This is a genomic window from Roseibium sp. Sym1 (assembly GCF_027359675.1).
Taxonomy (GTDB): domain Bacteria; phylum Pseudomonadota; class Alphaproteobacteria; order Rhizobiales; family Stappiaceae; genus Roseibium.
The window spans coordinates 5,152,099-5,176,512 of the sequence record NZ_CP114786.1; the positions used below are offsets into that span (position 1 = coordinate 5,152,099).

The following is a 24,414-nucleotide window of genomic DNA, read 5'->3' on the forward strand; positions in this document are numbered from 1 at the left end:
TTTGAGGTTCAGGCGTCGTAGGTGACCACGAGGTGCTTGCTCAGCGGTCGCGACTGGCAGGTGAGCACGTAGCCGTCCCGGATCTCGTCGTCTTCCAGGGCATGGTTGGCGGCCATCTCGACTTCGCCCTCCAATACCTTGCCGCGGCAGGTGGAGCAGACCCCGGCACAACAGGAATACGGCGCATCGATGTTGTTTCGGTGGGCAGATTCCAGAATGGTTTCGCCCGGCTCCATGTGAATGTCGCGGGTGGTACCGTCGATGGTCAGTTTCAGATCGGCATCCTTGGCGGACCCGTCGACGACCTCCGGCCGAAGCTTGGGCGGAAGGCGGCCGGGCTGGTCGGACTTGAAGAGTTCCTGCTTGATCCGGTCGGCGTCCACACCGCGCGCTTCGAGACTTTTGCGCACCGTTTCCATCATGCCGTGCGGACCGCACAGGAAGGCGAGATCAATGTCCTGCGGGTCGATCAGCGTGTCGAAAAGGTCGGCAAGTTTCTCCTCGTCGATGCGGCCGGAAAAGAGTTCGGTGTCCTGGGCATCGCTCTTGAGAATATGGATCACTTGCAGACGGCCGAGATAACGGTTCTTGAGGTCCTCCAACTCCTCCCGGAACATGATCGAGGAGATCTGCCGGTTGGCATAGACCAGTGTAAACTGGGCATTGGGCTCACGCGCCAGAACGGTTTTCAGGATCGACAGGACCGGCGTAATGCCGGAGCCGCCTGCAAAGCCAACATAAAACCGTGCCTGGTCAGGTGCGATCGGCGCATTGAAGCTTCCACGCGGCGGCATGGCTTCCACCGTGTCGCCAACTGCAAGGCTTTCATGGGCCCAGCAGGAAAAAGCGCCGCCGTCCACACGCTTGATACCGACCTTCAGTGCGCCCTCTTCCGTGCCTGCGCAGATCGAATAGCAGCGGCGCACTTCATGGCCGTCGAAGTCTCGGCGGAATGTCAGGTATTGGCCCTGGTCGAAGCGGAACAGATCCTCGTCTTCCGGCCGCGGTTTCAGTGTCACAACGACCGAATCCCGTGTTTCCGGCGAAACGCCGGTCACCGTCAGGGCGTGAAACCGTGACATGCTAGTCCTCCCAAGTGCTCTTCAAGGCGTGTTTAATGGCATTTGAAATAGTCGAACGGCTCCAGGCAGGACCGGCACCGATAAGCCGCCTTACAGGGGGTGGAGCCGAACTGGCTTATTTTTTCCGTGTCTTCAGACCCGCACCGTGGACAGGCAACCGCGAAGTCACCACCTCCGGTGAGGCGGGCAAGGCGCCCCTCTGCCGCATTCGTGCTTCCCGTTCCCGTCACCGGCGGCGCGATGCCGTATTTGCGCAGTTTTTCGCGGCCCTTTTCGCTCAACCAATCCGTCGTCCATGGCGGGCTGAGCTGCTGTTCGAGGCGCAGTTTTTCGATGCCGCAGGACCGCAGCTTGGTTTCGATGTCCAGATTTATCACCGCCGTTGCGGGGCAGCCCGAATAGGTCGGCGTGACCGTGACCACGAGCGTCTCGTCCTGCCAGTGGACGTCACGGATCACGCCGAGATCGGTCAGCGACAGGACAGGAATTTCAGGATCCGGAACATCGGCGAGCCATTTCCAGACCGTCTCAGTCGGTACAGGCATGGTGTCACCAGGTGGCGCCGGGATAGGCCCGCTGCAGGAACTGCATTTCGGCCAACAGATGTCCCAGATGTTCCGAATGTCGCCCTGTCAGGCCGCCCAGATGGGCAAAATCGGAGTCCGGCGGTGTCAGTGTTGCCTCGGACAGAACCTCGTCGACCGTTTTCCGCCAGTCTTCCCTCAGCTCCTTGGCGTCGGGAGCCAGACCGGCCGCGCACATCGCGGCATCGACCTCGTCGGAAGCAAACAGCTCGCCGGTATAAGACCAGAGTTGGTCAAGCGCGTCCTGCATGCGCCGGTGACTTTCCGGCGTGCCGTCCCCGAGGCGGATGACCAGATCAGCGGACCGGTCCAGGTGGTAGGCCGCTTCCTTGCCGGCCTTCGCGGCAATCGCTGCGATCCTTGTGTCCGCTGAACCTTCCAGCGCTTTCAGCATCAGGACCTGGAACGCGTCGATCAGGAACTGGCGCATCAGGGTCTTGCCGAAATCGCCATTGGGCTGCTCGGCCAGGAGCACGTTTCGGAAATCCCAGGCGTCGCGCAGATAGGCGAGTTCGTTTTCGCCGCGCCCCTTGCCTTCGACCTCACCGGCCAGGCTGAGCCACATGCGCGCCTGCCCGATCAAGTCGAGCGCGACATTAGCGAGCGCGATATCCTCTTCGAGCACAGGCGAGTGCCCGCACCACTCCGAGACCCGATGGCCGAGTACCAGAGCGGTGTCACCCCTTCGCAGGAGCCATTCGAACAGAATATCGTTCGCGATCTTATCGGTCGTGTCGGCCATCACATTTTCCCGACGTCTTCGGGAATGTCATAAAAACTCGGATGTCTGTAGATCTTGTCCATCGACGGCTCGAACAGGCTGTCCTTCGCGCCCGGGTCCGACGCGGAAATCTGTGCGGACGGCACCACCCATATGGAGACACCTTCCTTGCGGCGCGTATAGACGTCGCGGGCATTCTTGATCGCCATTTCGGCGTCCGGTGCATGCAGGGATCCGACATGCCGGTGGTTCAAGCCATGCTGCCCCCGGATGAAGACCTCCCAAAGCGGCCATTCCTTTTTCATTCTTGAATTCTCCCGAAGTTTAGGCGGCTGAGCCGGAGCAGCGCGCCGAGCGCCATAAAACGGCTTCAGGCACATGGTCCCAGCCAATGGCCTGATCAGTCGATCCGTCAGTGTTGTACCGGTCCAGCATCCGCCGGGCTTCCTTCCAGTGTCGGCTCGTGGCCGACGGCCACCGGCCACATCACGAAATGCATCCTGTCCATGATCTCGAACCATTCCGCCAGTCGGTCATGGAAACGCTTGTGCACCGTCTTGAAGACGAAGTTTTCCAGCGAGGACACGCCACGCCACACCGACAGGTTCTGGATCACCATAGGCTCGGTCTCAGCGGTCATTGAAACAGAGGACCCCGCCTCGTCCCTCAGGCGCCAGACAAACCCCTCGCTGCGGTCCACCGCGGCGTTTACCCGTGTGTGATTCTTGACGAAATCCGCAATGCACGGATCTTTGATGTCATGCTTGAGACGGGCAACATTCAATTCGGCAATATGACATTCGCTCATGTCCGCCCTACTCCGCTGCAACCCGGGCCGCAGCCCTCTTGTCGGCATGGGCCATCAGGCCGTCACGCACCCAGGTGCCGTCTTCCCAGGCCTTGACCCGTGCTTCCATGCGTTCCCGGTTGCATGGGCCGTTGCCCTTCAGCACCTCGAAAAATTCGCTCCAGTCCGGTTCGGAGAAATCGTAGCCGCCCTTTTCCTCATTCCACGCGAGATGTTCATCCGGGATGCTCAAACCGAGATATTCGGCCTGGGGCACTGTCTGATCGACAAATTTCTGGCGGAGTTCGTCATTGGTGTTGATCTTGATCTTCCAGGCCATGGACTGGGCGGAATGAACAGAGTCCCTGTCCGACGGACCGAACATCATGAGCGACGGATACCAGAACCGGTTAAGCGCATCCTGTGCCATGCGGCGTTGCGCTTCCGTCCCTTTGGCCATCTTCATCATGATGTCGAAGCCCTGGCGCTGGTGGAAGCTCTCCTCCTTGCAGATACGGATCATGGCGCGCGAATAAGGCCCGAAGGATGTCCGCTGAAGCGGCACCTGATTCATGATCGCCGCACCGTCCACCAGCCAGCCAACCGCACCAATATCGGCCCAGGTCAGCGTCGGGTAATTGAAGATCGATGAGTATTTCATCTTGCCTTCGTGCAGCAGGTCGATCAGCTCGTCCCTGCTGACCCCGAGCGTCTCGGCAGCACAATAGAGATAAAGACCGTGGCCGGCCTCGTCCTGAACCTTGGCCAGAAGGATGGCCTTGCGCTCAAGCGTCGGCGCCCGGGTGATCCAGTTGCCTTCCGGAAGCTGGCCGACAATCTCTGAATGGGCGTGCTGGCCAATCTGGCGGATCAGCGTCTTACGGTAGCCTTCGGGCATCCAGTCGGTCGGTTCGATCTTCTCGCCCCGGTCGATGCGTTCCTGAAACGCGCGCTCCTCTGCGGACATCTCGGAAATGTCACGCACCTTGTCCGCGTCTGTTTTCACCATCTGTGCGTACATGACGCCTCCTCTCGTCATGTGGACTTTCGAAGAAGATACCGTACAACACGTCACAGAAGAAGTCTGTTTTTCAAAAATATTGTGATGCTTTTAAAGCGCGCGTGTTCCAGCCCTGTTTTTATCATGAAATCAAGGGGTTGGCGTCAGGGATGCTATGCGCTTGCGGACGGCCTCGGGTGTCGCCGGCAAAGGACCGTGCCTTGCGAGCAGATGGTCACCGATATAGACATCGGCCGGAGCGGACAGTTGACGGTAGAGGTCCGCGAACAGGTCTCTTGCGGCAAAGCCCGGCCAGCGTTCCGGCAGCGCGGCGAGCGGCAGCCTCGGATCGCGCAGGCGAATTTCACGATAGGAATGAACAAGAGCCAGACGGCAGAGCAGCGCCGCCTTGGGCGGCAGATCGCTTCCCGCCAAACCTCGCATCGCGTCGAACCGATCCAGAAAGCCGGCATAGTCCCTGGAAAGATCCTCCAGCTGGAAGGCGGCCGCCATCAAATTCCGGAGCTCGTCCGCATCCGGTTCCAGTGCTTTTGCACGGAAAGCCGTACCCAGTCGAGGCCGGGCCGGCCTGTCGGCGCCCGCGAAGACAGCACCGCCGAGCTGAACAAACCCGTTCCGGAGCAGGATCACCTGTTCATCCGGGTCCGGACATATCGTCAGCAACCAGCCGCAATCGCCATCTGCCGGGCCAAAAAACAACTCGGCGGCAAGGTGGTACTCTTCCCGTGCGGCGGCGGTCAGGCCGTAATAGCTGCGCCGCCCTTCCCGCTCACCGGCTAGCTGCCCCTTTGAGACAAGTCGGGAAACAGCGGTGCGCACGAGGGATTCATTGACACCGAACCCCTCGCACAAGCTGATGAGATCGCCCATCCAGAGCACGCCGCCGCGTGGTTCGACGATATCGCCATATATGGTGACGATAAGCTGGGCGGCCCTCGGCGGACCTGAGCGCAGGAAACTGACTGCCATGTTGTCGGCGCTGGAGAGCATGCGGGTATTGATCCAGTTGTTTTCGCAGGACCTTACCTGTCCGCTAGCCTCAAACCAAGTGGCCCGTTGATCGTGCTTGTCAACACGCCCTCATGCTCCCTTGCGCTTCTCAATTGGAAACGTTATATAGTTACGCGTTATAAAGTAACATCATGTTGGACACGCTCAATGACATTCCAGTTTTCCCGGCACCTGGCCGGGTTCGGCAAACGCGGCCTGTTGTCAGCCGCTTTCTGCAGCAGCCTTGCCGCGACCTCATTTGACGCCATGGCTGAAGCGCCGTCCGTCGTCACCACGATCAAGCCGTTGCATTCCATTGCCGCGGCCGTGATGGAAGGCGTGGGCGAGCCTCACATCCTGATCGACGGCGCCGCGTCTCCGCACGGCTTTGCCCTGAAGCCGTCCCAGGCGTTTCTGCTGCAGGGCGCGGACGTGGTGTTCTGGATCGGGCCGGATTTGACCGCGTCCCTTGCCAAGCCGATCTCCTCCATGGCCACCGGTGCTGAAGTGGTCGAAATGATGGATGTACCCGGCATTTCCCATCTCGGCCTGCGGGAAGGCGCCAATTTCGAGGCGCATGATCACGAGGACGGTGAGCATCACGCCGAAGAGGAACACGGACACGATGACCATGGGCATGACGAACATTCCGATTCAGATCATGACGATGATCAGGAGGGGCATGTTGAAACGGAACATGACCACGGCAACGACCATGCGGGTGAGGTTCGGGACCCCCATATCTGGCTGAATCCAGACAACGGCATCGCCATCGCGGCACAAATGGCCGAAACACTTGCCGCTGCCGATCCGGACAATGCCGGAACCTACCGGGAAAATGCCGAGGCCTTCCGCAACCGGATCGAAGCGCTGGAACGGGATATCGAAGACAGCCTCCAGGCAGTAAAAGACGGGAAATTCATCGTCTTCCACGATGCCTATCATCATTTCGAACATCATTTTGAGTTCGAGGCCAGCGGCGCGATCTCCGTGTCTCCGGAAACCTTGTCGAGCGCGGAGCGCATCGGTCAGGTTCGCAACCGGATCAAGGAACTCGATGTGTCATGTGTTTTCCAGGAGCCCCAGTTCGAGGCGAAGCTGGTTGATGTGGTCATGGAAGGTAGCAATGCCCGGACCGGCGTTCTGGATCCGCTGGGAACCCGGCTCAACAATGGCAAGGATCTGTACCCGGATCTGCTCAAGACCCTGTCTGATGCCCTGACGGACTGTCTTGAGCAATCGAGCTGACAAAAAAACCGCCGGCGAATGCCGGCGGTTGTTTCTTGGTGACAAGCGATCAGCTCAGGACGGTCGTGCCTTGGCCCGCACCGCTTCGGTCTTTTCCAGAGCCTTCAGGAGGTGCCGGTCGCGGTCGTAGACATCGGAGTAGAAACCGATCGACCCGTCGAGGTCCGGCCAGGCCGTGAAATAGGAAACATAGACCGGAATGTCGCCGTTGACCTGTTCCTGCTCGTTCTGCCCCTGGGCGATGCGGGAGGTCACATAGTCCTTGGACTTGCCGAGCACGGCGGCTGCCATGGCCTTCGGGTCGTGCAGTCGGATGCAGCCATGGCTGAAGGCGCGCATGTCTTTGTTGAAGAGGTTCTTCGAAGGCGTGTCGTGCATGTAGATGTGGTGTTTGTTCGGGAACAGGATCTTGACTTCACCAAGCGCGTTCGAACGGCCGGGATACTGCCTCACATTGATGGATTGCTGCTTGGCGGCCACTGCATACCAGTTGACGGATGCCGACGACACCTTGCGTCCTCCCGGCGTGGAGACCTCATAACCCGCGCGGTCCAGGTAACTTGGATCGTTGGCGAGTTTCGGCAGCATTTCGTTGACAATGATCGAATACGGCACGCCCCAATAGGGATTGTACTCAACGATCTCGATCTTGTCGTAGAAGAAGTTGGTCTGGTTGGACTTCTTGCCGACGACAACACGCATCTGCAACGGCACTTCGCCCGGCGCAAAATAGGTTGCGGTGAATGCGGCCTGGTTGATGAACACCTTGCGTTCGCCGAGTTCTTCCGGAATCCAGCGGCTGCGCTCCATGGCCAGTTCGACCTTTGCAATCTTCGCCGCGTTGGTTTCGCCGACCATGGCCTTGATGGTGTTTTTACCCACGATCCCGTCTGGTGTCAGCTTGGCTTCCTTCTGGAAGGCCTTGACCAGGGCGACCAGTTCCGGCGTGTAGACCTCGCCATCGTCATAGGCTTCCAGGGTCTCGGCATGGGCAGTCCGCAGCTCGTCAGACCCGTTCTTTGCGATCGCCGCGACGATATTCTTCATTTCGGGGCTGGACTTGCCCGCCTTCAGGAATGTGCCGGGAGCGATGACGATCTGGTCCGCTTCCTCGTCCTCCGCCTTCAGGCGCTTCAGTTCCGCGGTCAGTTTTTTGAAGTGCTCGTTCTGGGGCTGGTGCCCGGAAAGCGCGGTTGCGACATCGCTTGCGCCTTCAAGCTGTTCCAGCGCGGCCACGAGATCGACCTCGTGGCGCGGAAGGTCGTGATATTGCGAGATCCGGTTCGGATCGACCCGGCCGCGCGTCGCGTCGAGCACATAGGTGAGTGCAGCGGCACTCAGTTCCATTTCGAAACGCATCAGGGCGGCGTCGCGTTCCGCGCCTTCCAGGCCGGAGGCCGCCGGCAGGGCGACAAAATAGTCGTCCGGGTTCAGCGCGAAAGTGCCCGCTTCCGCGAGCGCCCGGCGCAGCTGTGCGGCTTTGACGGTCGCCTTGCCGTCCTCAAGCCAGAGGAAGTCCGGGTGTTCCCGATAATAGGCAATCAGGGCGTCGCCGACTTCCGGCAGGACGGTCAGGGACATTTCCTTCAGCGCCGGTCGGGCCTCATCAAAGGCGGTCAGCACAACCGGTGCCGCAGGCGCGGTGTCCGCCTGCGTGGTGGGGACGGGCTGACCGGCTTCGTCCACGGCTGCCTCAGGCTGAACTTCGGCGGTTTTCTTCTCCGACAGTTCCTCGAGCGATACCTGCTTCCAGCTGTCCGGCACGTAGTTCAGATAGCGTGGCGCGGATACCCTCGCCTTGCTGGCCTTTTGCCGGAGCTGCTCCTGCCGCAGACGTTCCTGTTCCCTGCGCTGATGTTCCGGATTGAACAGGCGTTGGAAAAAATTCTGGGCGCTGGCCGTTTCAACGGCGGTGAAACTGAAGCCGGTCGCCAGCACCGATGCCATAAGGCCGGCCTTCAGCGAATTTCCAAGGAACAATTTCGTTCGTCCTGCCAGCGCATGGCCCCGGACCCGCACGCCATGTTTGACTTCATCTGCTCGCATTGTCTCAACCCGAAATGTTTAAATCTTCTGGGGCCGGCCGCAGCGCCCGATGCAACCGGCTTTGTTCGTTCCCTGCCAGGAAAACCGTAGCCCGAACCACTTAGCCGGGCAATGTGTCACGCTGGTGCCGGCAAATTGGTTTCGTTGTCTGAAACCACGCCAACGCCCCGTTTGCAACTGGTTAATACTACATCAGGCCTGTGCAGTCGGTTAAGGGCACGTGTCTTGCACAGGTTTTGAATTCACTTTGGTGTGACGATAATGCCGCGCCTGTATAAGCCTATGGTAGAGACGAGGCAAACCCCTCCATCCTGAATTGCGCCTGGGCAGAAGCGCGCGCCGTGCCGGCTCGAAACAGTCGGATAAATGACCTGTTATTAGTGCCAATCCGCAACGCTGTGACGCGCATCACTCAGCAAGGTCAAAAGGCTTCCTAAACCGGTCTCTCGAAATGGTGAAACACCACCGGAGACCTTAATGCCGTTCCAATTCAATGTCGGAGACCATGTATCTCCGGTCCTGAAATACAAGAATTTCGACATCTCCCAATATACCCAGCTGAAATGGGCGCGCGGCAAGCTTTTCCGCATGGTCGGGAACAACCCGTCCTGCAACGCCTACTTCCGGACGCTGCCCATGGGGCGCAGCCTCACAAGCCTCATCAAAGACAGCGGCATCTGGGTGAATTACGGCCCGACCATTTCGCCGCTTCACGGCGAAATCCATATGCCGAGTGGCGAAATCGCGGTTGGTGACAGGGCCTTCAACATGGGCCGCTGGATGGTTTTGGCAACCATCATTCACGAACTGGCGCACTACAACGGCGCACCCATATCGGGCGGCGACACCAGTGCCGAGGAAGCCGTCTATCACTGCGGGCTCGGAACGTCCGAAGAGTATTTGCAAGGGATCGACGATCCACGCACGCCCTACGATCCGACGATCGGCGGGTGAAATGCACTCCGTGCGGTGGCGATTCCAGCCACCGCACCAATCAGGTAAAGTCCGATCAGAACGGAATTTCGTCGTCCATCGGCCCGCTGCCGCCACCGCCGGAAGGTCCGCCGAAGCCGCCGCTGCTTGATCCGCCGCCATAGCCTCCACCGCTGCTGCCTCCGCTGAATCCGCCACCGGATCCACCGCCGAAGCCGCCACCGCCCTGGCCTTCGTTGCCGTAGTCGGGCAGACCGCCACCGCCGCCGGCGCCCTCACCGCGGCCGTCCAGCATGGTCAGGTTGGAGTTGAACCCCTGCAAGACCACTTCGGTGGAGTACCGGTCCTGGCCGCTCTGGTCCTGCCATTTGCGGGTCTGCAACTGTCCCTCGAGATAGACCTTGGACCCTTTGCGCAGATAGCTTTCGGCAACCTTGCAGAGGCCTTCGTTGAAGATCACCACACGGTGCCATTCGGTTTTTTCCCGGCGCTCGCCGGTGTTGCGGTCGCGCCAGGATTCTGACGTTGCAATACGCAGGTTGGCGATGGGACGCCCGTCCTGCGTGCGGCGGATTTCCGGATCGGCACCCAGATTGCCGACCAAAATGACTTTGTTGACGCTGCCCGCCATTCTGCACTCCTGTTGTTCACGCGCGATGCTGCCATTGTTGAGACATCGGCCTTGCTTGGCCGTTCCATCGCGCTTCAAGCCATGCTGCTAGAAACCAGAACCCTAGCGGCCAGCCAACAGCTGCGCCTGCATTTTTCTGGCCCGGCACCCATTTTCCACAAGGCAGCGGGCCTGCTGCGGCCTATTGCCATGCATATTTTCCGCTCAAGCTGCACGACCTCCACCCGTGATTGCATCCGGTTACATTTTGCGCCGCTTTTGTTCCGACCGCCTGCACCGGCCTTGTCAGGAACGGGAGCCGGTCATTGCGGCGCGTTCCGGCGTCTCCGGCACTTTCCTACTGACGTATCGCAGCTTACCGTACTTGTTTTGTTCTTATCATTTCTGTAAAACCGATTCAATCAGCCAGAGCAGCCAGTGCCGTATTTTGAAGGCTACCGGAAAACGCCTTACTGGAAGCGGCGCGCTAAACTGCTATATCGGGGCAAACGGACAGATACGTGACGGGAAACTGCGCGCACGGCGTCGCGCGACCGGCAGCACGCGCATGAGGTCAGGAAGAACTGCAATGAACACATCCAAGGGCGCAATGCCGGATGAATCCTGGAAGGACGACCCCACCAAGATGCTCAGCATCCGCGGTGCGCGGGAACACAATCTGAAGGGCGTCGATCTCGACCTGCCCCGGAACAAGCTGATCGTGATGACGGGTCTTTCCGGGTCAGGCAAGTCCTCGCTTGCCTTCGACACGATCTATGCCGAGGGCCAGCGTCGCTACGTCGAGAGCCTGTCCGCTTATGCCCGCCAGTTCCTGGAGATGATGCAAAAGCCGGATGTCGACCAGATTGACGGTCTGTCTCCGGCGATCTCCATCGAGCAGAAGACAACCTCGCGCAACCCGCGTTCGACCGTCGGTACGGTGACCGAGATCTATGACTACATGCGGCTGCTGTTCGCGCGTGTCGGTATCCCCTATTCCCCGGCGACCGACCTGCCGATCGAAAGCCAGACCGTCAGCCAGATGGTCGACCGTGTTCTCGGCCTTGAGGATGGCGCCAGGCTCTATCTGCTCGCCCCGATGGTGCGCGGCCGCAAGGGAGAATATCGCAAGGAACTCGCCGAGCTCATGAAAAAGGGCTTCCAGCGCGTCAAGATCGACGGAACGTTCTACGAAATCGCGGACGCCCCTGCCCTCGACAAGAAATTCAAACACGACATCGATGTGGTCGTGGACCGTCTGGTCGTGCGCGACGATATCGCCGGCAGACTGGCGGATTCCCTGGAGACAGCACTCAAGCTGGCCGATGGCATCGCGATCGCGGAATTTGCCGACAAGACGGACGAGAACGGGGATCCGGAACGCCTGATCTTCTCGGAGAAATTTGCCTGTCCGGTGTCGGGTTTCACCATTGCGGAAATCGAACCCAGGCTGTTTTCCTTCAACAATCCGTTCGGCGCCTGCCCGACCTGCGACGGGCTCGGCACCACGCTTGCGTTCGAGGAGGACCTTGTCGTCCCGGATCATTCCCTGTCGCTGCGCGAAGGCGCCGTGTTGCCCTGGGCCAAGACAGGATCAACCTCGCCCTATTACGCCCAGACGCTCGAAGCCCTGTGCAGCCATTTCGACATTTCCATGGCAACGCCCTGGAAGGATCTTCCGTCGGAGGTTCAGGATGCGATCCTGCACGGTACCGGCAAGGCCAAGATCGAGTTCGTCTATGACGACGGCGTTCGCTCCTACCGGACGGAAAAGACCTTTGAAGGTGTCATCGGCAATATCGAGCGCCGCTGGCGTGAAACCGAATCCACCTGGGTGCGCGAGGAACTGGCGCGGTTCCAGTCCGACCATGCCTGTCCGGCCTGTAACGGCTTCCGCCTGAAACCCGAAGCCCTTGCCGTCAAGATCGCCAAGCATCACATCGGCCAGGTGACGGAATTCTCCATTCGCCAGGCCAGCGACTGGTTCGAGGCCCTTCCGGCCCAGCTGAACGACAAGCAGAGCGAGATCGCCGGACGGATCCTGAAGGAAATTCGCGAACGGCTCAAATTCCTCAACGATGTCGGTCTGGAATATCTGACGCTGTCTCGCGCCTCCGGAACGCTGTCGGGCGGTGAAAGCCAGCGCATCCGGCTGGCCTCCCAGATCGGGTCCGGCCTGACAGGCGTACTTTACGTTCTGGACGAGCCGTCTATCGGCCTACACCAGCGCGACAATGCCAGGCTGCTCGAAACGCTCAAGCACCTGCGCGATCTCGGCAACACGGTCATTGTGGTCGAACATGACGAGGATGCCGTCCTGACCGCCGACTACGTGGTGGATGTCGGTCCGGGCGCGGGTGTGCACGGCGGCGAAGTCATCGCCAAAGGCACGCCGTCGGAGATCATGGCCACGCCCGCATCGCTGACCGGGCAATACCTGTCGGGTGCCATGATGATTTCGCGCGCGGACGGCCGCCGCAAGATCAACAAGAAACGCCGGATTTCGGTCAAGGGCGCACGCGGCAACAACCTGAAGGACATTGACGTCGACGTGCCGCTGAGCACGTTCACCTGCGTGACAGGGGTGTCCGGTGGCGGCAAGTCCACCTTCCTGATCGACACGCTCTACAAGGCGGCGGCGCGCAGACTCAACGGTGCGCGCGACAATCCGGCACCGCACGACCGGATCGAGGGACTGGAAGTTCTCGACAAGGTGATTGACATCGACCAGTCGCCGATCGGGCGCACGCCGCGCTCCAACCCGGCCACCTATACCGGCGCCTTCACGCCGATCCGTGAATGGTTCGCAGGCATGCCGGAGGCCAAGGCGCGTGGGTATCAGCCGGGCCGGTTCTCGTTCAACGTCAAGGGCGGACGCTGCGAAGCCTGTCAGGGCGACGGTGTCATCAAGATCGAGATGCACTTCCTGCCCGACGTCTATGTCACCTGCGACGTCTGCAAGGGCAAGCGCTACAATCGTGAAACCCTGGAAGTCGAATTCAAGGGCAAGTCGATTGCCGATGTTCTCGACATGACGGTGGAAGAAGCCGCTGACTTCTTCTCCGCGGTACCGGCGGTGCGCGACAAGATGGAAACGCTGGCGCGCGTCGGGCTCGGCTATATCAAGGTCGGGCAGCAGGCCACGACCTTGTCCGGTGGCGAGGCGCAGCGGGTCAAGCTCGCCAAGGAACTGTCCAAGCGCTCGACGGGACGCACGCTCTATATCCTGGATGAACCAACCACCGGTCTGCATTTCCATGACGTGGCCAAGTTGCTCGACGTGCTGCATGAACTCGTCGACCAGGGCAACACGGTGCTGGTGATCGAGCACAATCTTGAAGTCATCAAGACGGCGGACTGGATTGTCGATCTCGGCCCGGAAGGCGGCGACGGCGGCGGAACAGTCGTCGCGGCCGGGCGTCCGGAGGATGTTGCCGAGGTGGCGGAAAGCTACACCGGCCAATTTCTGCAGGAACTTCTGCAGCGGCGTCCTCAGCGCACACCGGACGCGGCGGAATAGCACAAAGCAGCAGGCGCTTTCCCCAACGGCAGCATTCTATGTGCAGTGCACACTGAATGCTGCTGTTTGTTTTTACGGGTGTTTTTCGAATCACCTCGACCAGTCTGGATTTTCTTTGCTGCATTGCACCACGTGCATGACAGGCATGCAGAGATGGCACTTCTTTTAATTCGAGCGGTGAAATATATAGGTATCAACAACGGCGCGGAACGCTGAGGCGTTTCGGTTAATAAGGAAAACAAAATGTTTGACACAGTGCGCCAACGCTACAGCAACTGGGTAAGCTACCGCCGCGCGGTCGACGAACTGTCCCGCCTGTCCTCGCGTGAGCTTGCCGACCTCGGCATCAGCCGGAGCGATATCAAGTTTATCGCTCGCCGTCAGATCGGCTAACACATTTAGAGATCGCGTCCCTAGGCATCCTCCTCCCAGCCGACGGGCGTGTGACACGCAGGGCATCCTCCTCCCAGCCCTGTCACGTCGAAACGACGCCCGCCAGTACCTCCTCCCACTGGCGGGCGTTCGTTTGTCTGGCGCTTGATTTTCATTTGAACAGCACTTTCAGTCATGTCTCTAATCTACAGATGTATTCATCTGCTGATGGAGACCTTCAATGTCCATTGATTCCAACAAGATCGACGACGCCGTTCTGGCTCTTCTGACCCTGACGCTGCATGACGGACAAAGAGCCTGGAAAGGCCATGACTGGGACGTGCTGGGACGTTTGCATGAAAAAGGCTATATCAGCGACCCGGTTGGCAAGACCAAATCCGTGTGGTTGACGGAGGATGGGCTCAAGCGGTCCAAAGAACTTTTCGAACAGCTCTTTTCCACATAGGCCCCTGGAGCAACAACTTTGCCCGGCCTTGTCGCCGGGCTGAGGACACCCGGTGCAGCCTCGCCAACTCAAACCCGCCCGGTCTTTCGAAAGACCGGCCCTGGCCAGCTGTTCGAAAACGGGCTTTCTGGAGAACATTTTATCTCGCACATGCGAGATGAATATTTCGCCTGTTATGCGTTTGATGCGGGCAATTGTGGCATTTCAAGCCCTTTAACCGGTTATTAATCTGCAAAAAATGCATACCTGCTTCGCGATTTGCCCTCTACCTCGCACTGCACAAAGTCCCTATCTTCCAATCATCAACGATGAACGGGCCAGACGCCGATCCGCGGTGCCATGGCCAAGAGATAAAGCGAAAGGCCTAAACCATGATCGATAACGTTGTTCGCAAATTCAACAACTGGAAACGCTTCCGTCAGACCTATGACGAGCTGTCCAACCTGTCCAACCGCGAACTGAACGACCTGGGCATTGCCCGTGCCGACATCGCCCGTTACGCGCGCATGTCCGCAAAGTAAGTCAGTTTCGCGATCCCGCGGCATCCTCCTCCCAGCCAACGGATCGCACCATCTGCACCTTCGGGCGCAGACTTCAAAAAGCGCCTGCCGGATCCTCCTCCCACCGGCAGGCGTTTTTTTGTGTTCGGGGTGATCTCCCGGAAGTCCGCGTGCCCCACCAGTGGCCAGACGTCGGTTGCCCGTTGCGGAAATGGACCGGACTCTGTATCAGGTCACTCAATACAGAGGATCGGCAATCGCGTGCCAGGTGGCATCCATTGACTTGCCGGCTTGTCCCAGGGACGAATAATGACCCCCATCCATATCATCGGCGGCGGCCTTGCCGGATCGGAAGCGGCATGGCAGATCGCGCAAGCGGGCCTGGACGTTGTGCTCCATGAAATGCGGCCGGTGCGCAAAACCGATGCGCACCAGACCGACGGACTCGCGGAGCTGGTCTGTTCCAATTCTTTCCGCTCCGACGATTCGGAGCAGAATGCCGTCGGCCTGATTCATCACGAATTGCGCCAGCTCGGTTCGCTGATCATGACCTGTGCCGACGCGCACCAGGTGCCGGCCGGCAGTGCGCTTGCTGTTGACCGGGACGGATTTTCCAATGCCGTGACACATGCGCTGGAAAGCCATCCGCGTATTTCGATCGAGCGCCAGGAAATAGCCGGTCTTCCCCCGGAAGACTGGGACAAGGTCATCATCGCCACCGGGCCGCTGACGTCGCCTGCCCTGTCCGAGGCAGTCCTGGAAAAAAGCGGTGAGGACGCGCTCGCCTTCTTCGACGCCATCGCCCCGATCGTGCATTTCGACAGCGTTGACCTGTCAAAGGCCTGGTTCCAGTCGCGCTATGACAAGGTCGGACCGGGGGGAACGGGCAAGGATTACCTCAACTGCCCGATGGACCGGGACCAGTACGAGGCCTTTATCGATGCCTTGCTGGCCGGGGAAACGGCCGACTTCAAGGAATGGGAGGGCACACCCTATTTCGACGGTTGCCTGCCCATCGAGGTCATGGCGTCCCGCGGCCGGGAAACCCTGCGCCATGGGCCGATGAAACCGATGGGGCTGACCAACGCCCACAATCCGGACGTCAAGGCCTATGCCGTCGTGCAGCTGCGCCAGGACAACGCGCTCGGCACGCTCTACAACATGGTCGGGTTCCAGACGAAGCTGAAATACGGCGCGCAAGCGGATATCTTCCGCATGATCCCGGGTCTCGAAGACGCACAGTTCGCGCGGCTCGGCGGTCTGCACCGCAACACCTTTCTGAATTCGCCGAAAGTGCTGGATCACGGCCTTCGTCTGAAGGCCGACCCGCGTCTTCGTTTCGCCGGCCAGATCACCGGTTGCGAGGGCTATGTGGAATCGGCCAGCGTCGGCTGTCTCGCCGGCCTGTTCGAGGTGATGGAAGCGCGCGGCCAGGACATCGTGCCGCCACCCGAAACCTCCGCCATGGGCGCCCTGCTCGGCCACATCACCGGCGGGCATATTACGCGCGAGGACGGGGCCGGAAAGCCGGGGTCGTTTCAGCCGATGAATGTCAATTTTGGTCTTTTTCCGCCGATCGAGGCGCCGACCAGGGACGCTGACGGCAATCGGTTGAAGGGCAAGGACAAGGCGCGCGCCAAGAAACTCGCCATGACCAGACGCGCCAAGGAAGACTTTTCCGTGTGGCGGGCATCTGTGGGCCTGCGGAACCAGGCTGCCGAATAACGCCGCCTGCAGTTCACCTGAAAATGAAAAACGCCGGGACGGTCAGATCCGTTTCATGACAGACCCGGACGCCCGCCAGAGCAGCCACTGGCGGCGCAACTGCGACACTTCCGCGACCTGTTTCAGCGGGTCGAATTCAGGCGCTTCGAGCTTTTTCAAAAACGGCTCGACAAGGACCAGCGGCAGGAAAGCCGGTTCGCAATCTTCTGGAACCTCCGCAGCGACCTGACGTACGCGCCCAAGGTGATGGCGAACATGGCCACGCAACTCGGCCAACACGGCGTTGAGTTCCGGGGTGGTTTCCCCACGGAAGACGGTTTCCTGATCGAGATTGTGCCTGGAACAGATATCCTGTGGCAGGTACATCTGCCGGCGGGAAGCGTGCCATGGCAACGCACGCATCAATCCCGTCAGAGCATAGGCGACACCTGCATGCCCCGCCGCTGTCGCGGTTCCCGGGTCTTCCCCGCCGTTCAGGACCAGGCAGGCGAGCTGGATCAGTCCCGAGACGGTTTCTCCGGCATAGCCCTCCAGATCGTTCAGGCTGGGCATCTGGTCGTTGTAGAGATCGAACACCCGCGCTTCGGTCATGGCGACCAGGCCCTGCTTGGGAAGGTTATAGGTGTCGATGGTCCGAAGCAGCGCGTTGGCAACCGGGTTCGAGGCAACCGCTCCGTGCTCGGTTCCCGCCAGAAGATCACGCCACCACTGCAGCCGGACCTCGCCCGGCAGCGGCTCTGAAACCAGTTCGCGGATCCGGGCGATCTCGGTGTTGAACGCATAAAGCGCCATCAATCCGGGGCGGTGCGCTTCGGGTGCCAGGAGCGCGCTCAGATAACGATCCTTGTCATACTGGCGCACAACGTCGGCCGCGAGGTCGAAATCAGTGGTCATAACCGCACATATGGCATTCCGGAGACCTCAGTCCACTGCCAGGAGAGCGGTGGCAACCGCGCGGTCTTCTGAAAGGAGCACGTTGTAGGTGCGCACCGCTGCGCCTGTCGACATCGGATCCGCCAGGATCCCCGCCTCGCGGAACCGTTCCTTCAAAAACGCCGGTAGCGGACACAGTTCCCGGCCGGTTCCCACCAGCAGCACTTCGATATCCGCCTGTTCCTCAAAGACCTTCTGAAAGGCGTCTTCGGAAAAGTCGGCCGGTTCGGTAACCGCCCAGCCGTAAATCCCGCTCGGGATGCAAAGCAGGGAGCCTCGATGGGACATGTCCGCGAACCGGAAGCCGCCGTTGCCATAGGCATCCAGCGGCGCCCGGCCGGGAAAATGCGCGTCTCGAATTTCCATTCGCAGCGGTTCCTAGACAGACGCCTTGGCTTCTGTCCCCTCCTTGCCGTCGTCGTCCTTCTTGTCGAGTGCGTCGGGCCTGAGGTTGAAAAGGATCAGGAACGGTGCCGCCAGGAAGATCGACGAGTAGGTGCCGATCACGATGCCGAAGATCATGGCAAGCGTGAAGGACTGGATCACTTCGCCGCCGAAAATGTAGAGCGCAAACAGCGCCAGCAGCGTGGTGACGGAAGTCATGGTCGTGCGCGAGAGCGTCTCGTTGATCGACTGGTCAAGAATGTCCTGCAAGGGGCGCTTCTTGTATTTTCGCAGGTTCTCTCGAATACGGTCATACACCACGACGGTATCGTTGAGCGAATAACCGATGATCGTCAGCACGGCCGCAATACTGGACAGCGAGAAGTCGAGTTGCAACAGGACGAACAATCCGACCGTGATGACGACGTCATTGGCGGTGGTCAGGATCGCTCCGAGCGCGAACTGCCATTCGAACCGGAACCAGATGTAGAACAGGATCGCCAGCAGAGACGCGATCACGGCAATTGCCCCGGCCTGGGCCAGTTCGCCGGAAACACGCGGGCCAACCACTTCCACACGGCGGAAGTCGACATTCTGGCCTTCGAAGATGGTACGCACCCGGCTGACAACCGATTGCTGGGCCAACTCGCCGCCCGGCTGTTCCTCGACACGGATCAGGATGTCATCCGAGGCACCGAATTCCTGGACCTGAACGTCACCCAGATTGAGCTCGGAAAGCTGAGCGCGGATGGAGCCGACATCGGCGGGGCCGTCGGTCTTGATTTCAATGATCGTGCCGCCCTTGAAATCGATGCCGTAATTCAGGCCGACCATGAAGAAGCCGGCGAGCGATGCAACCACCAACAGGATGGACAGCGGAAAACTGACTTTCCGCAGCCACATGAATTTGATTTTGGTGTTGTCCGGAACGAGTCTCAGCAACATTTGATTGTCTCCCGGATCAGATCGGCAATTTGGACGGACGGCGCTGGCGGATCCAAAGAGCCACAAGCAGCCGGCTGAACGTGAAGGCCGAGAACACGGTGGTAAAGATACCGATTGCCAGCGTCACTGCGAAGCCGCGCACCGGACCGGAACCGAGCTGGAACAGGATCACAGCCGCGATCAGCGTCGTGATGTTGGCATCGAGGATCGTCCCGAGCGCCCGGCTGTAACCGGCGTCGATGGCCGAGATCACCGATCTTCCTGCCCTGGCTTCCTCGCGTATGCGCTCGAAGATCAGGACGTTGGCATCCACCGCCATACCGATGGTCAGCACGATGCCCGCGATGCCCGGCAACGTGAGCGTCGCCTGCAGGAAGGTCAGCGCCCCGAAGATCAGGAAGATGTTCGCCAGAAGCGCCAGGTCGGCAATGATACCGAACCTGCCATAGGCCAGGATCATGAACACGATCACGGCAATGCCGCCGATGATCGAGGCCAGTTTGCCGGCTTCGATGGAATCGGCGCCAAGACCCGGACCGATGGAACGTTCCTCGATGACCGTCAATTTGGCGGGAAGCGCACCGGCGCGCAGCAGAACCGCCAGATTGTTGGCGCTGTCGACGGTGAAGTTGCCCGAGATCTGTCCCGAACCGCCGGTAATGGGCTCGCGAATGACCGGTGCCGAAATGACTTCCTCGTCGAGGACAATCGCGAACGGCCTGTTGACGTTCTGCTGCGTGATCAGCGCAAACTTGCGCGCACCGGACTGGTTGAAGCGGAAATTCACAACGGGTTCGTTTGACCGCTGATCAAAGGCCACCTGTGCATCGACGAGATCCTCTCCCGACAGAAGCGGAGCTTCTTCCAGCAAATACGGGAAAGGCGGATCGTCGACCGACATCATGACTACTGTTCCGACCGGCGGTCGGGTCTGCATGGCCTGTTCACCGGTCATCGACGTGTCGACCATGTGGAATGTCAGCACGGCGGTCGTCCCGATGACATCCTTGAGAAGTTCCGGATCATCCTCACCCGGTGCTTCCACCAGGATCCTGTCCGCTCCCTGCCGCTGGATGCTCGGTTCGGTCGTGCCAAGTTCGTCGACGCGGCGGCGGATGACCTCGATGGACTGCTGGACAATGTTGGTCATCCGGTCCTCGAGGCCCTGCTCCGAATAGGTGAAGCGAACCAGTCCGTTTTCGTTGACGCTGATGTCAAATTCGTTGACGGGCTGCCCACCGAACAGGTTGGTGACCAGCGGATTGACCAGCGGCTGCAACCGTTCCTCTGCTTCCTGGAGGCGGGTCAGGTCGCGGATACGCACCTGGGCCGCTTCGCCCTGCACGCCAAGGCCTGTGTAACCGATCCGGGGATCTTCCCGCAGAGCCGTGCGGATCTCTCCTTCCAGTTGCTTCATGCGCTTCTGGATGTAGTCCTTCTGATCGATCTCGTAGAGCAGATAGGCACCGCCCCGAAGGTCAAGGCCGAGAACCATCTGGCTTTTGGGAAGGAAATCCGGCCAGCTTTCAAGCTGTTTGGCGGAGAAGAAATTCGGCAGAGTCGTTATGATGCCTGCGGCAACCACAAGCAGGATCAGCACGATCTTCCAGCGGGCGAAATAGAGCATGGTCAAGCCTTAAAAGCGGCCAGGCCGATCTGGAACCGGCCCGGCATAATCATCAAAGCGGCGCGTTGGAAATCAGCCGTTGTCCTTGGCCGGTTCGGTCTTGGAGCGCACTTCCGATACCATGGAGCGGACCACGCGTACCTTCACACCCTCACCGAGTTCCACCTGGATCTCGCCGTCATCGACGACCTTGGCGACCTTGCCGATGAGACCGCCGGTGGTCACGATGGTGTCGCCGCGGCGCAGGTTGGCCACAAGTTCCTGGTGCTGTTTCATCCGCTGGCGCTGCGGCCGGATGATCAGGAAATACATGATGGCGAAAATTGCCACGAACGGCAGAATCTGGATCAGGAAACCGGAGGTCCCTGCCGGACCGGCTGCCTGTGCATAGGCTGGGGTGATGAACATTTACTACTCCTAAGGGGGCGCCTTCGTCATCCGGTCCTCCATTTTCTGGCAACCGGGAAAAACGCTCTCGTTCTGGTCGCGCGGACTATAACGGCGGCGCGTCTCATTTCAAGCTTTGCAAGCAGTTTCCAGCGTACCGGTATGGGAATAACTGGCGTTTTCGCGATTCCTTGACCGTGTTACTCCTGCCTCCACTTAACTCAGGGCCTGACATGGGCCTTTTTGACAGGGCTTGCAAGAAGAATGAGCGCGCAAAACGACATCGCCACCTTGAATGCCAAACTCGATTCCCTGATCGAGCTGATCGGCCGGGCCGTGCCCGCCGCCGCCAAGGCTCCGGACTGGCGGGCCGCCGAGGCGTTCGTCTGGGTGCCCGAGCCGGGCGAACTCCAGGCAGTCGAGAAGGTGAACCGCGTCGATATCACGCTGCTTTGCGCGGTCGGCCATGTCCGCGATCTCCTGCTCGACAACACAAGACGCTTCGCAAAGGGGCTGCCTGCCAACAATGCGCTCTTGTGGGGCGCGCGCGGCATGGGAAAATCGTCGCTGGTCAAGGCGGCCCATGCCGCCGTCAACCTGGAAGCCGGTACGAGTGACGTGAAGCTGATCGAAATTCACCGCGAAGATATCGAGTCCCTGCCAAAACTGATGGCAGCCATCCGGTCCGCTCCCTTCCGGTTCATCGTCTTTTGCGACGACCTCAGCTTCGACAATGACGACACGTCCTACAAATCGTTGAAAGCGGTCCTGGAAGGTGGGATTGAAGGACGGCCGGAGAATGTCATCTTCTATGCGACCTCCAACCGGCGCCACCTTTTGCCCCGGGACATGATCGAGAACGAACGCTCGACCGCGATCAATCCGGCGGAAGCTGTGGAGGAAAAGGTCTCCCTTTCAGACCGGTTCGGCCTCTGGCTCGGCTTTCACAAATGCAGCCAGGACGACTATCTCGACATGGTGCGTGGCTACACTGCCCATTTCGGGCTCGCTATCCCGGAAGAAGACTTGCGCGCGCAGGCTCTGGAATGGGCAACCACCCGCGGCAGCCGCTCGGGCCGCGTGGCCTATCAGTTCATCCAGGACCTTGCGGGGCGTCTCGGCAAGCAACTTCCCTGAACAAGAAAACCCGGCACGAGGCCGGGTTTTCTTTCATACACTTAATAGGCTGGATCAGCGCTGCGGCAGGTGTTTCAGCGGATCGACCGGCTTGTTGCCCTTGCGCAGCTCGAAATGAACCTGGGGCTGGTTGACGGAGCCGGTCGCACCCGCGAGTGCAACGACGTCGCCCCTCCGGATCGTGTCCCCGCGCTTGACCTTCAACTCGCTGTTATGCGCATAGGCGGACACCCAGCCGTCGCTGTGGCGCACGAGAATGAGGTTGCCGTAGCCTTTCAGCTCGTTTCCGGAATAGATGACCGTGCCATCATCCGCGGCATGAACCGCCGTTCCTTCCGGCACCGCCAGGTTGACACCTTCGTTTCGGCCGCCGCCAGGCTTGGCGCCGAAGTCGGAAATGATGCGGCCGCGGACCGGCCAGCGGAACTGTTCGGTGCTGACGTCGTCTTCGCGCACGCTCGCGACAGTGGTCGGGGTCTTGATCGGTGCTGTCGGACGGGCCTCCTTGGTCAGGGCCGGCTGAGGCAAGCTGCCCTTTTCAACCGTTCCGGACGGAGCTGCGGCGACCTGGGCAGCCGGCGCCTTCGGTTGCCGGCGCGGCGCCGGCACGTCGGACGAAGGTGTGCCGGAAGAGATCGACGCCGTGGTCAGCGGGCGCGAAGAGGTGCCGGGCTTGCGTTTCGGCAAGGTGCTGACACGCGCGATCCTGACAGTGTCCGATGCGACCTCGCCGCGGCTGATGTCGGCAAAACTGGGCTGCCCGGCAGGTTTGGCATCCGGGCGCGGCATGTTGCGGGCCGATGACGGGATCGAGCCGGTGACCACCCTGTCGCCTGCCGAAACCCTGGGAAGCTTGACCCGTCCGTTCTCGCCTTCGGTCGTGCTGGCATGCCCGTTCCGGTCCGAATAAACGTAGGTCGGAATAACGACGCTTTGACCTGGGCGGACCTTTGACGGGTCGTCTATTCCGTTTACCGCGACCAATGCCTGAATAGGAACGCCATAGCGGCGGGCAACGGAATTGAGGTTGTCACCCTGGCGGAGTTGTACGCGTGTCCCGCCAGCCGAGGTCCAGCCTTTCCAGCTTCGGGCCTCCTGAGACACTTCAGGTGCCGGCAATGTCGCAACCGGGGACGCCTTCACCGGCGCGGCACTCGCGGCCGGGACCGCGGGCAATGGCGCCGACTGGATCCGGGGCGTCGACTTGGGAACAGAGGCGGTGGTCAACGGTTCCGATGAGGACGGAGGCAATCCGGCCGGAGTCCCTCCCGGACCGTTGGCAATATCCTGATAGGTCGGCTGCCGCACGGAGCCGTTCAGTATATCGCGCTGATTCTGGGTGTTGCCGGTATAATAGGGAGGTTCCCCAAACCGTTCCGTCGCGCTGGAACATCCTGCAAGGGCCGCAGCTACAAGTGCTACCGTGGCCACCTTGCCCATCAGATCCCTGCGGAGGGTACGCATCCGCTTTTTCATCGCCTTAACTCTAACCGCTAACTATGGCTGATATGGTTAAGAGTAGACGGCAGTAAGGTTTATAAAGGCTAAAGGCGGTGAAACGAATTCCCGAAAAACCCGGATTTTTCAGTATTGAAGGTCGCGGCTTAACCCGCCTGCCGGCTGATTATAGTAAATAAGCGCCCATATCGCCCTGGTCGCGCAACAATTCGATTCTCATGACAGAATCGGTCAAATGGCCGGATTCAAAGCTTCTTTGCAAGACCTGCCTGCAGCATCACCGTGCGCACCTGCATCAGCGTTTCGGCGGTCATGATACCTTCTGTCTTTTGGAATTTGATCAGGGATTGCACCTGATTCATTTGGCCAACGGGCGCGATCAGCAGGCCGCCGGGCTTTAGCTGCTGAACCCAGCAGTCCGGAATCGACTCAACCGCAGCGGTGACGATGATCCGGTCGAACGGCCCCTTCTGCTTGAACCCCTCGAGGCCGTCCGACTGACGGGCCCTGACACTTTCAAGCCTGAGCGCCTCGAAACGCCGGGTCGCCAGGGTCGTGAGCGTTGAAAACCTGTCGAGCGTTTCCACCCGCGCAGCAAGATGCCCCATGATCGCGGCCTGGTACCCTGAACCCGTTCCAATTTCCAGAACCGCATGGTCTTTCGAAAGCCCGAGGGCCTGAACCGCAAAAGCGACAAGGGACGGCGCCGTGATCGTCTGCCCGCACTCGATGGGCAGCGCCGTATCTTCGTAGGCAAGCCCATGATGTCTTGCCGGCAGGAACAAGCGCCTCGGCACGCGCTCAATGGCTGCGAGAACATCGCGCGCTCCGACCCCCCGCCGCCTCAGCGCCAGCACCAGTGCCGCGCGTGCTTCGGCTTCGTCCGGCAATCCTGTGGATCCTGCCCCGTCGTCTCCTTCGGGCGTCTGGCCGGCCAT

24 protein-coding genes are annotated in these 24,414 nt (G+C 60.1%); 8 read left to right on the top strand and 16 right to left on the bottom strand.

Annotated features, from left to right (window positions below):
• Window positions 1–8: 8 nt before the first annotated feature.
• The 7 genes from O6760_RS23965 to O6760_RS23995 form a co-directional block, all read right to left on the bottom strand.
• Window positions 9–1,082 (bottom strand): 2Fe-2S iron-sulfur cluster-binding protein, encoded by a 1,074-nt coding sequence (locus O6760_RS23965; RefSeq protein WP_269582170.1) that lies wholly within the window; start codon window positions 1,080–1,082, stop codon window positions 9–11.
• A 32-nt stretch (window positions 1,083–1,114) separates the two neighbouring features.
• Window positions 1,115–1,627, bottom strand: coding sequence for a 1,2-phenylacetyl-CoA epoxidase subunit PaaD (gene paaD, locus O6760_RS23970; protein ID WP_269582171.1), 513 nt, complete (start codon window positions 1,625–1,627; stop codon window positions 1,115–1,117).
• Window positions 1,628–1,631: 4 nt separating this feature from the next.
• Window positions 1,632–2,408, bottom strand: coding sequence for a 1,2-phenylacetyl-CoA epoxidase subunit PaaC (gene paaC, locus O6760_RS23975; protein ID WP_269582172.1), 777 nt, complete (start codon window positions 2,406–2,408; stop codon window positions 1,632–1,634).
• Window positions 2,408–2,692, bottom strand: coding sequence for a 1,2-phenylacetyl-CoA epoxidase subunit PaaB (gene paaB, locus O6760_RS23980; protein WP_248151048.1), 285 nt, complete (start codon window positions 2,690–2,692; stop codon window positions 2,408–2,410). Before paaB ends, paaC begins: the two co-directional genes overlap by 1 nt.
• 107 nt (window positions 2,693–2,799) lie before the next feature.
• Window positions 2,800–3,195: a DUF3291 domain-containing protein gene (locus O6760_RS23985; RefSeq protein WP_269582173.1), complete on the bottom strand. Its 396-nt coding sequence runs from the start codon at window positions 3,193–3,195 to the stop codon at window positions 2,800–2,802.
• A 7-nt stretch (window positions 3,196–3,202) separates the two neighbouring features.
• On the bottom strand, window positions 3,203–4,195 hold the full coding sequence (gene paaA / locus O6760_RS23990) for a 1,2-phenylacetyl-CoA epoxidase subunit PaaA (RefSeq protein ID WP_269582174.1): 993 nt from the start codon (window positions 4,193–4,195) through the stop codon (window positions 3,203–3,205).
• Window positions 4,196–4,324: 129 nt separating this feature from the next.
• Window positions 4,325–5,185, bottom strand: coding sequence for a PaaX family transcriptional regulator (locus O6760_RS23995; RefSeq protein ID WP_269582175.1), 861 nt, complete (start codon window positions 5,183–5,185; stop codon window positions 4,325–4,327).
• 168 nt (window positions 5,186–5,353) lie between these two features.
• Here O6760_RS23995 and O6760_RS24000 point away from each other — a divergent pair, with 168 nt between their 5' ends.
• Entirely contained in the window at window positions 5,354–6,433 is a 1,080-nt protein-coding gene (locus O6760_RS24000; protein WP_269582176.1) for a zinc ABC transporter substrate-binding protein, read from the top strand.
• A gap of 54 nt (window positions 6,434–6,487) precedes the next feature.
• Here O6760_RS24000 and O6760_RS24005 read toward each other — a convergent pair whose 3' ends face one another.
• Complete coding sequence (locus O6760_RS24005) at window positions 6,488–8,413, bottom strand: L,D-transpeptidase family protein (protein ID WP_269582177.1); 1,926 nt, start codon at window positions 8,411–8,413, stop codon at window positions 6,488–6,490.
• 543 nt (window positions 8,414–8,956) lie between these two features.
• Between O6760_RS24005 and O6760_RS24010 the strand changes: the two genes are divergently transcribed.
• Window positions 8,957–9,433 carry a hypothetical protein gene (locus tag O6760_RS24010; RefSeq protein ID WP_269582178.1) on the top strand — a complete coding sequence of 159 codons (477 nt, stop codon included), beginning with the start codon at window positions 8,957–8,959 and terminating at the stop codon, window positions 9,431–9,433.
• Window positions 9,434–9,488: 55 nt separating this feature from the next.
• Here O6760_RS24010 and O6760_RS24015 read toward each other — a convergent pair whose 3' ends face one another.
• Window positions 9,489–10,043 (bottom strand): single-stranded DNA-binding protein, encoded by a 555-nt coding sequence (locus tag O6760_RS24015; RefSeq protein WP_269582179.1) that lies wholly within the window; start codon window positions 10,041–10,043, stop codon window positions 9,489–9,491.
• A 589-nt stretch (window positions 10,044–10,632) separates the two neighbouring features.
• Between O6760_RS24015 and uvrA the strand changes: the two genes are divergently transcribed.
• The 5 genes from uvrA to trmFO all read left to right on the top strand — a co-directional run bounded on the left by uvrA (window position 10,633) and on the right by trmFO (window position 16,605).
• Entirely contained in the window at window positions 10,633–13,542 is a 2,910-nt protein-coding gene (uvrA, locus tag O6760_RS24020; RefSeq protein WP_442969937.1) for an excinuclease ABC subunit UvrA, read from the top strand.
• A 243-nt stretch (window positions 13,543–13,785) separates the two neighbouring features.
• Window positions 13,786–13,935: a DUF1127 domain-containing protein gene (locus O6760_RS24025; protein WP_269582180.1), complete on the top strand. Its 150-nt coding sequence runs from the start codon at window positions 13,786–13,788 to the stop codon at window positions 13,933–13,935.
• 220 nt (window positions 13,936–14,155) lie between these two features.
• Entirely contained in the window at window positions 14,156–14,380 is a 225-nt protein-coding gene (locus O6760_RS24030; protein WP_269582181.1) for a DUF6429 family protein, read from the top strand.
• A gap of 371 nt (window positions 14,381–14,751) precedes the next feature.
• Window positions 14,752–14,901, top strand: coding sequence for a DUF1127 domain-containing protein (locus O6760_RS24035; protein WP_269582182.1), 150 nt, complete (start codon window positions 14,752–14,754; stop codon window positions 14,899–14,901).
• 288 nt (window positions 14,902–15,189) lie between these two features.
• Complete coding sequence (trmFO, locus tag O6760_RS24040) at window positions 15,190–16,605, top strand: methylenetetrahydrofolate--tRNA-(uracil(54)-C(5))-methyltransferase (FADH(2)-oxidizing) TrmFO (protein ID WP_269582183.1); 1,416 nt, start codon at window positions 15,190–15,192, stop codon at window positions 16,603–16,605.
• 42 nt (window positions 16,606–16,647) lie between these two features.
• Here the strand turns inward: trmFO and O6760_RS24045 are convergent, their stop codons facing one another.
• From O6760_RS24045 to yajC, 5 genes are all read right to left on the bottom strand, one after another.
• Entirely contained in the window at window positions 16,648–17,499 is an 852-nt protein-coding gene (locus O6760_RS24045; RefSeq protein ID WP_269582184.1) for a phytoene/squalene synthase family protein, read from the bottom strand.
• Between the two features lie 27 nt (window positions 17,500–17,526).
• Window positions 17,527–17,904, bottom strand: a complete 378-nt coding sequence (locus tag O6760_RS24050) for an Mth938-like domain-containing protein (RefSeq protein ID WP_269582185.1) — start codon at window positions 17,902–17,904, stop codon at window positions 17,527–17,529.
• Window positions 17,905–17,916: 12 nt separating this feature from the next.
• The gene (gene secF / locus O6760_RS24055) at window positions 17,917–18,867 is read right to left on the bottom strand and encodes a protein translocase subunit SecF (RefSeq protein ID WP_269582186.1); all 951 of its coding nucleotides are present in this window, start codon (window positions 18,865–18,867) and stop codon (window positions 17,917–17,919) included.
• Window positions 18,868–18,883: 16 nt separating this feature from the next.
• Entirely contained in the window at window positions 18,884–20,494 is a 1,611-nt protein-coding gene (gene secD, locus O6760_RS24060; protein WP_269582187.1) for a protein translocase subunit SecD, read from the bottom strand.
• A gap of 72 nt (window positions 20,495–20,566) precedes the next feature.
• Window positions 20,567–20,902, bottom strand: a complete 336-nt coding sequence (gene yajC / locus O6760_RS24065) for a preprotein translocase subunit YajC (protein ID WP_269582188.1) — start codon at window positions 20,900–20,902, stop codon at window positions 20,567–20,569.
• A gap of 243 nt (window positions 20,903–21,145) precedes the next feature.
• Here yajC and O6760_RS24070 point away from each other — a divergent pair, with 243 nt between their 5' ends.
• The gene (locus O6760_RS24070; RefSeq protein WP_269582189.1) at window positions 21,146–22,018 is read left to right on the top strand and encodes an ATP-binding protein; all 873 of its coding nucleotides are present in this window, start codon (window positions 21,146–21,148) and stop codon (window positions 22,016–22,018) included.
• A 54-nt stretch (window positions 22,019–22,072) separates the two neighbouring features.
• On the opposite strand, the gene O6760_RS24075 is transcribed toward O6760_RS24070, so the two are convergent.
• Window positions 22,073–23,482: a M23 family metallopeptidase gene (locus O6760_RS24075; RefSeq protein ID WP_269582190.1), complete on the bottom strand. Its 1,410-nt coding sequence runs from the start codon at window positions 23,480–23,482 to the stop codon at window positions 22,073–22,075.
• Window positions 23,483–23,721: 239 nt separating this feature from the next.
• Entirely contained in the window at window positions 23,722–24,414 is a 693-nt protein-coding gene (locus O6760_RS24080) for a protein-L-isoaspartate(D-aspartate) O-methyltransferase (protein ID WP_269582191.1), read from the bottom strand.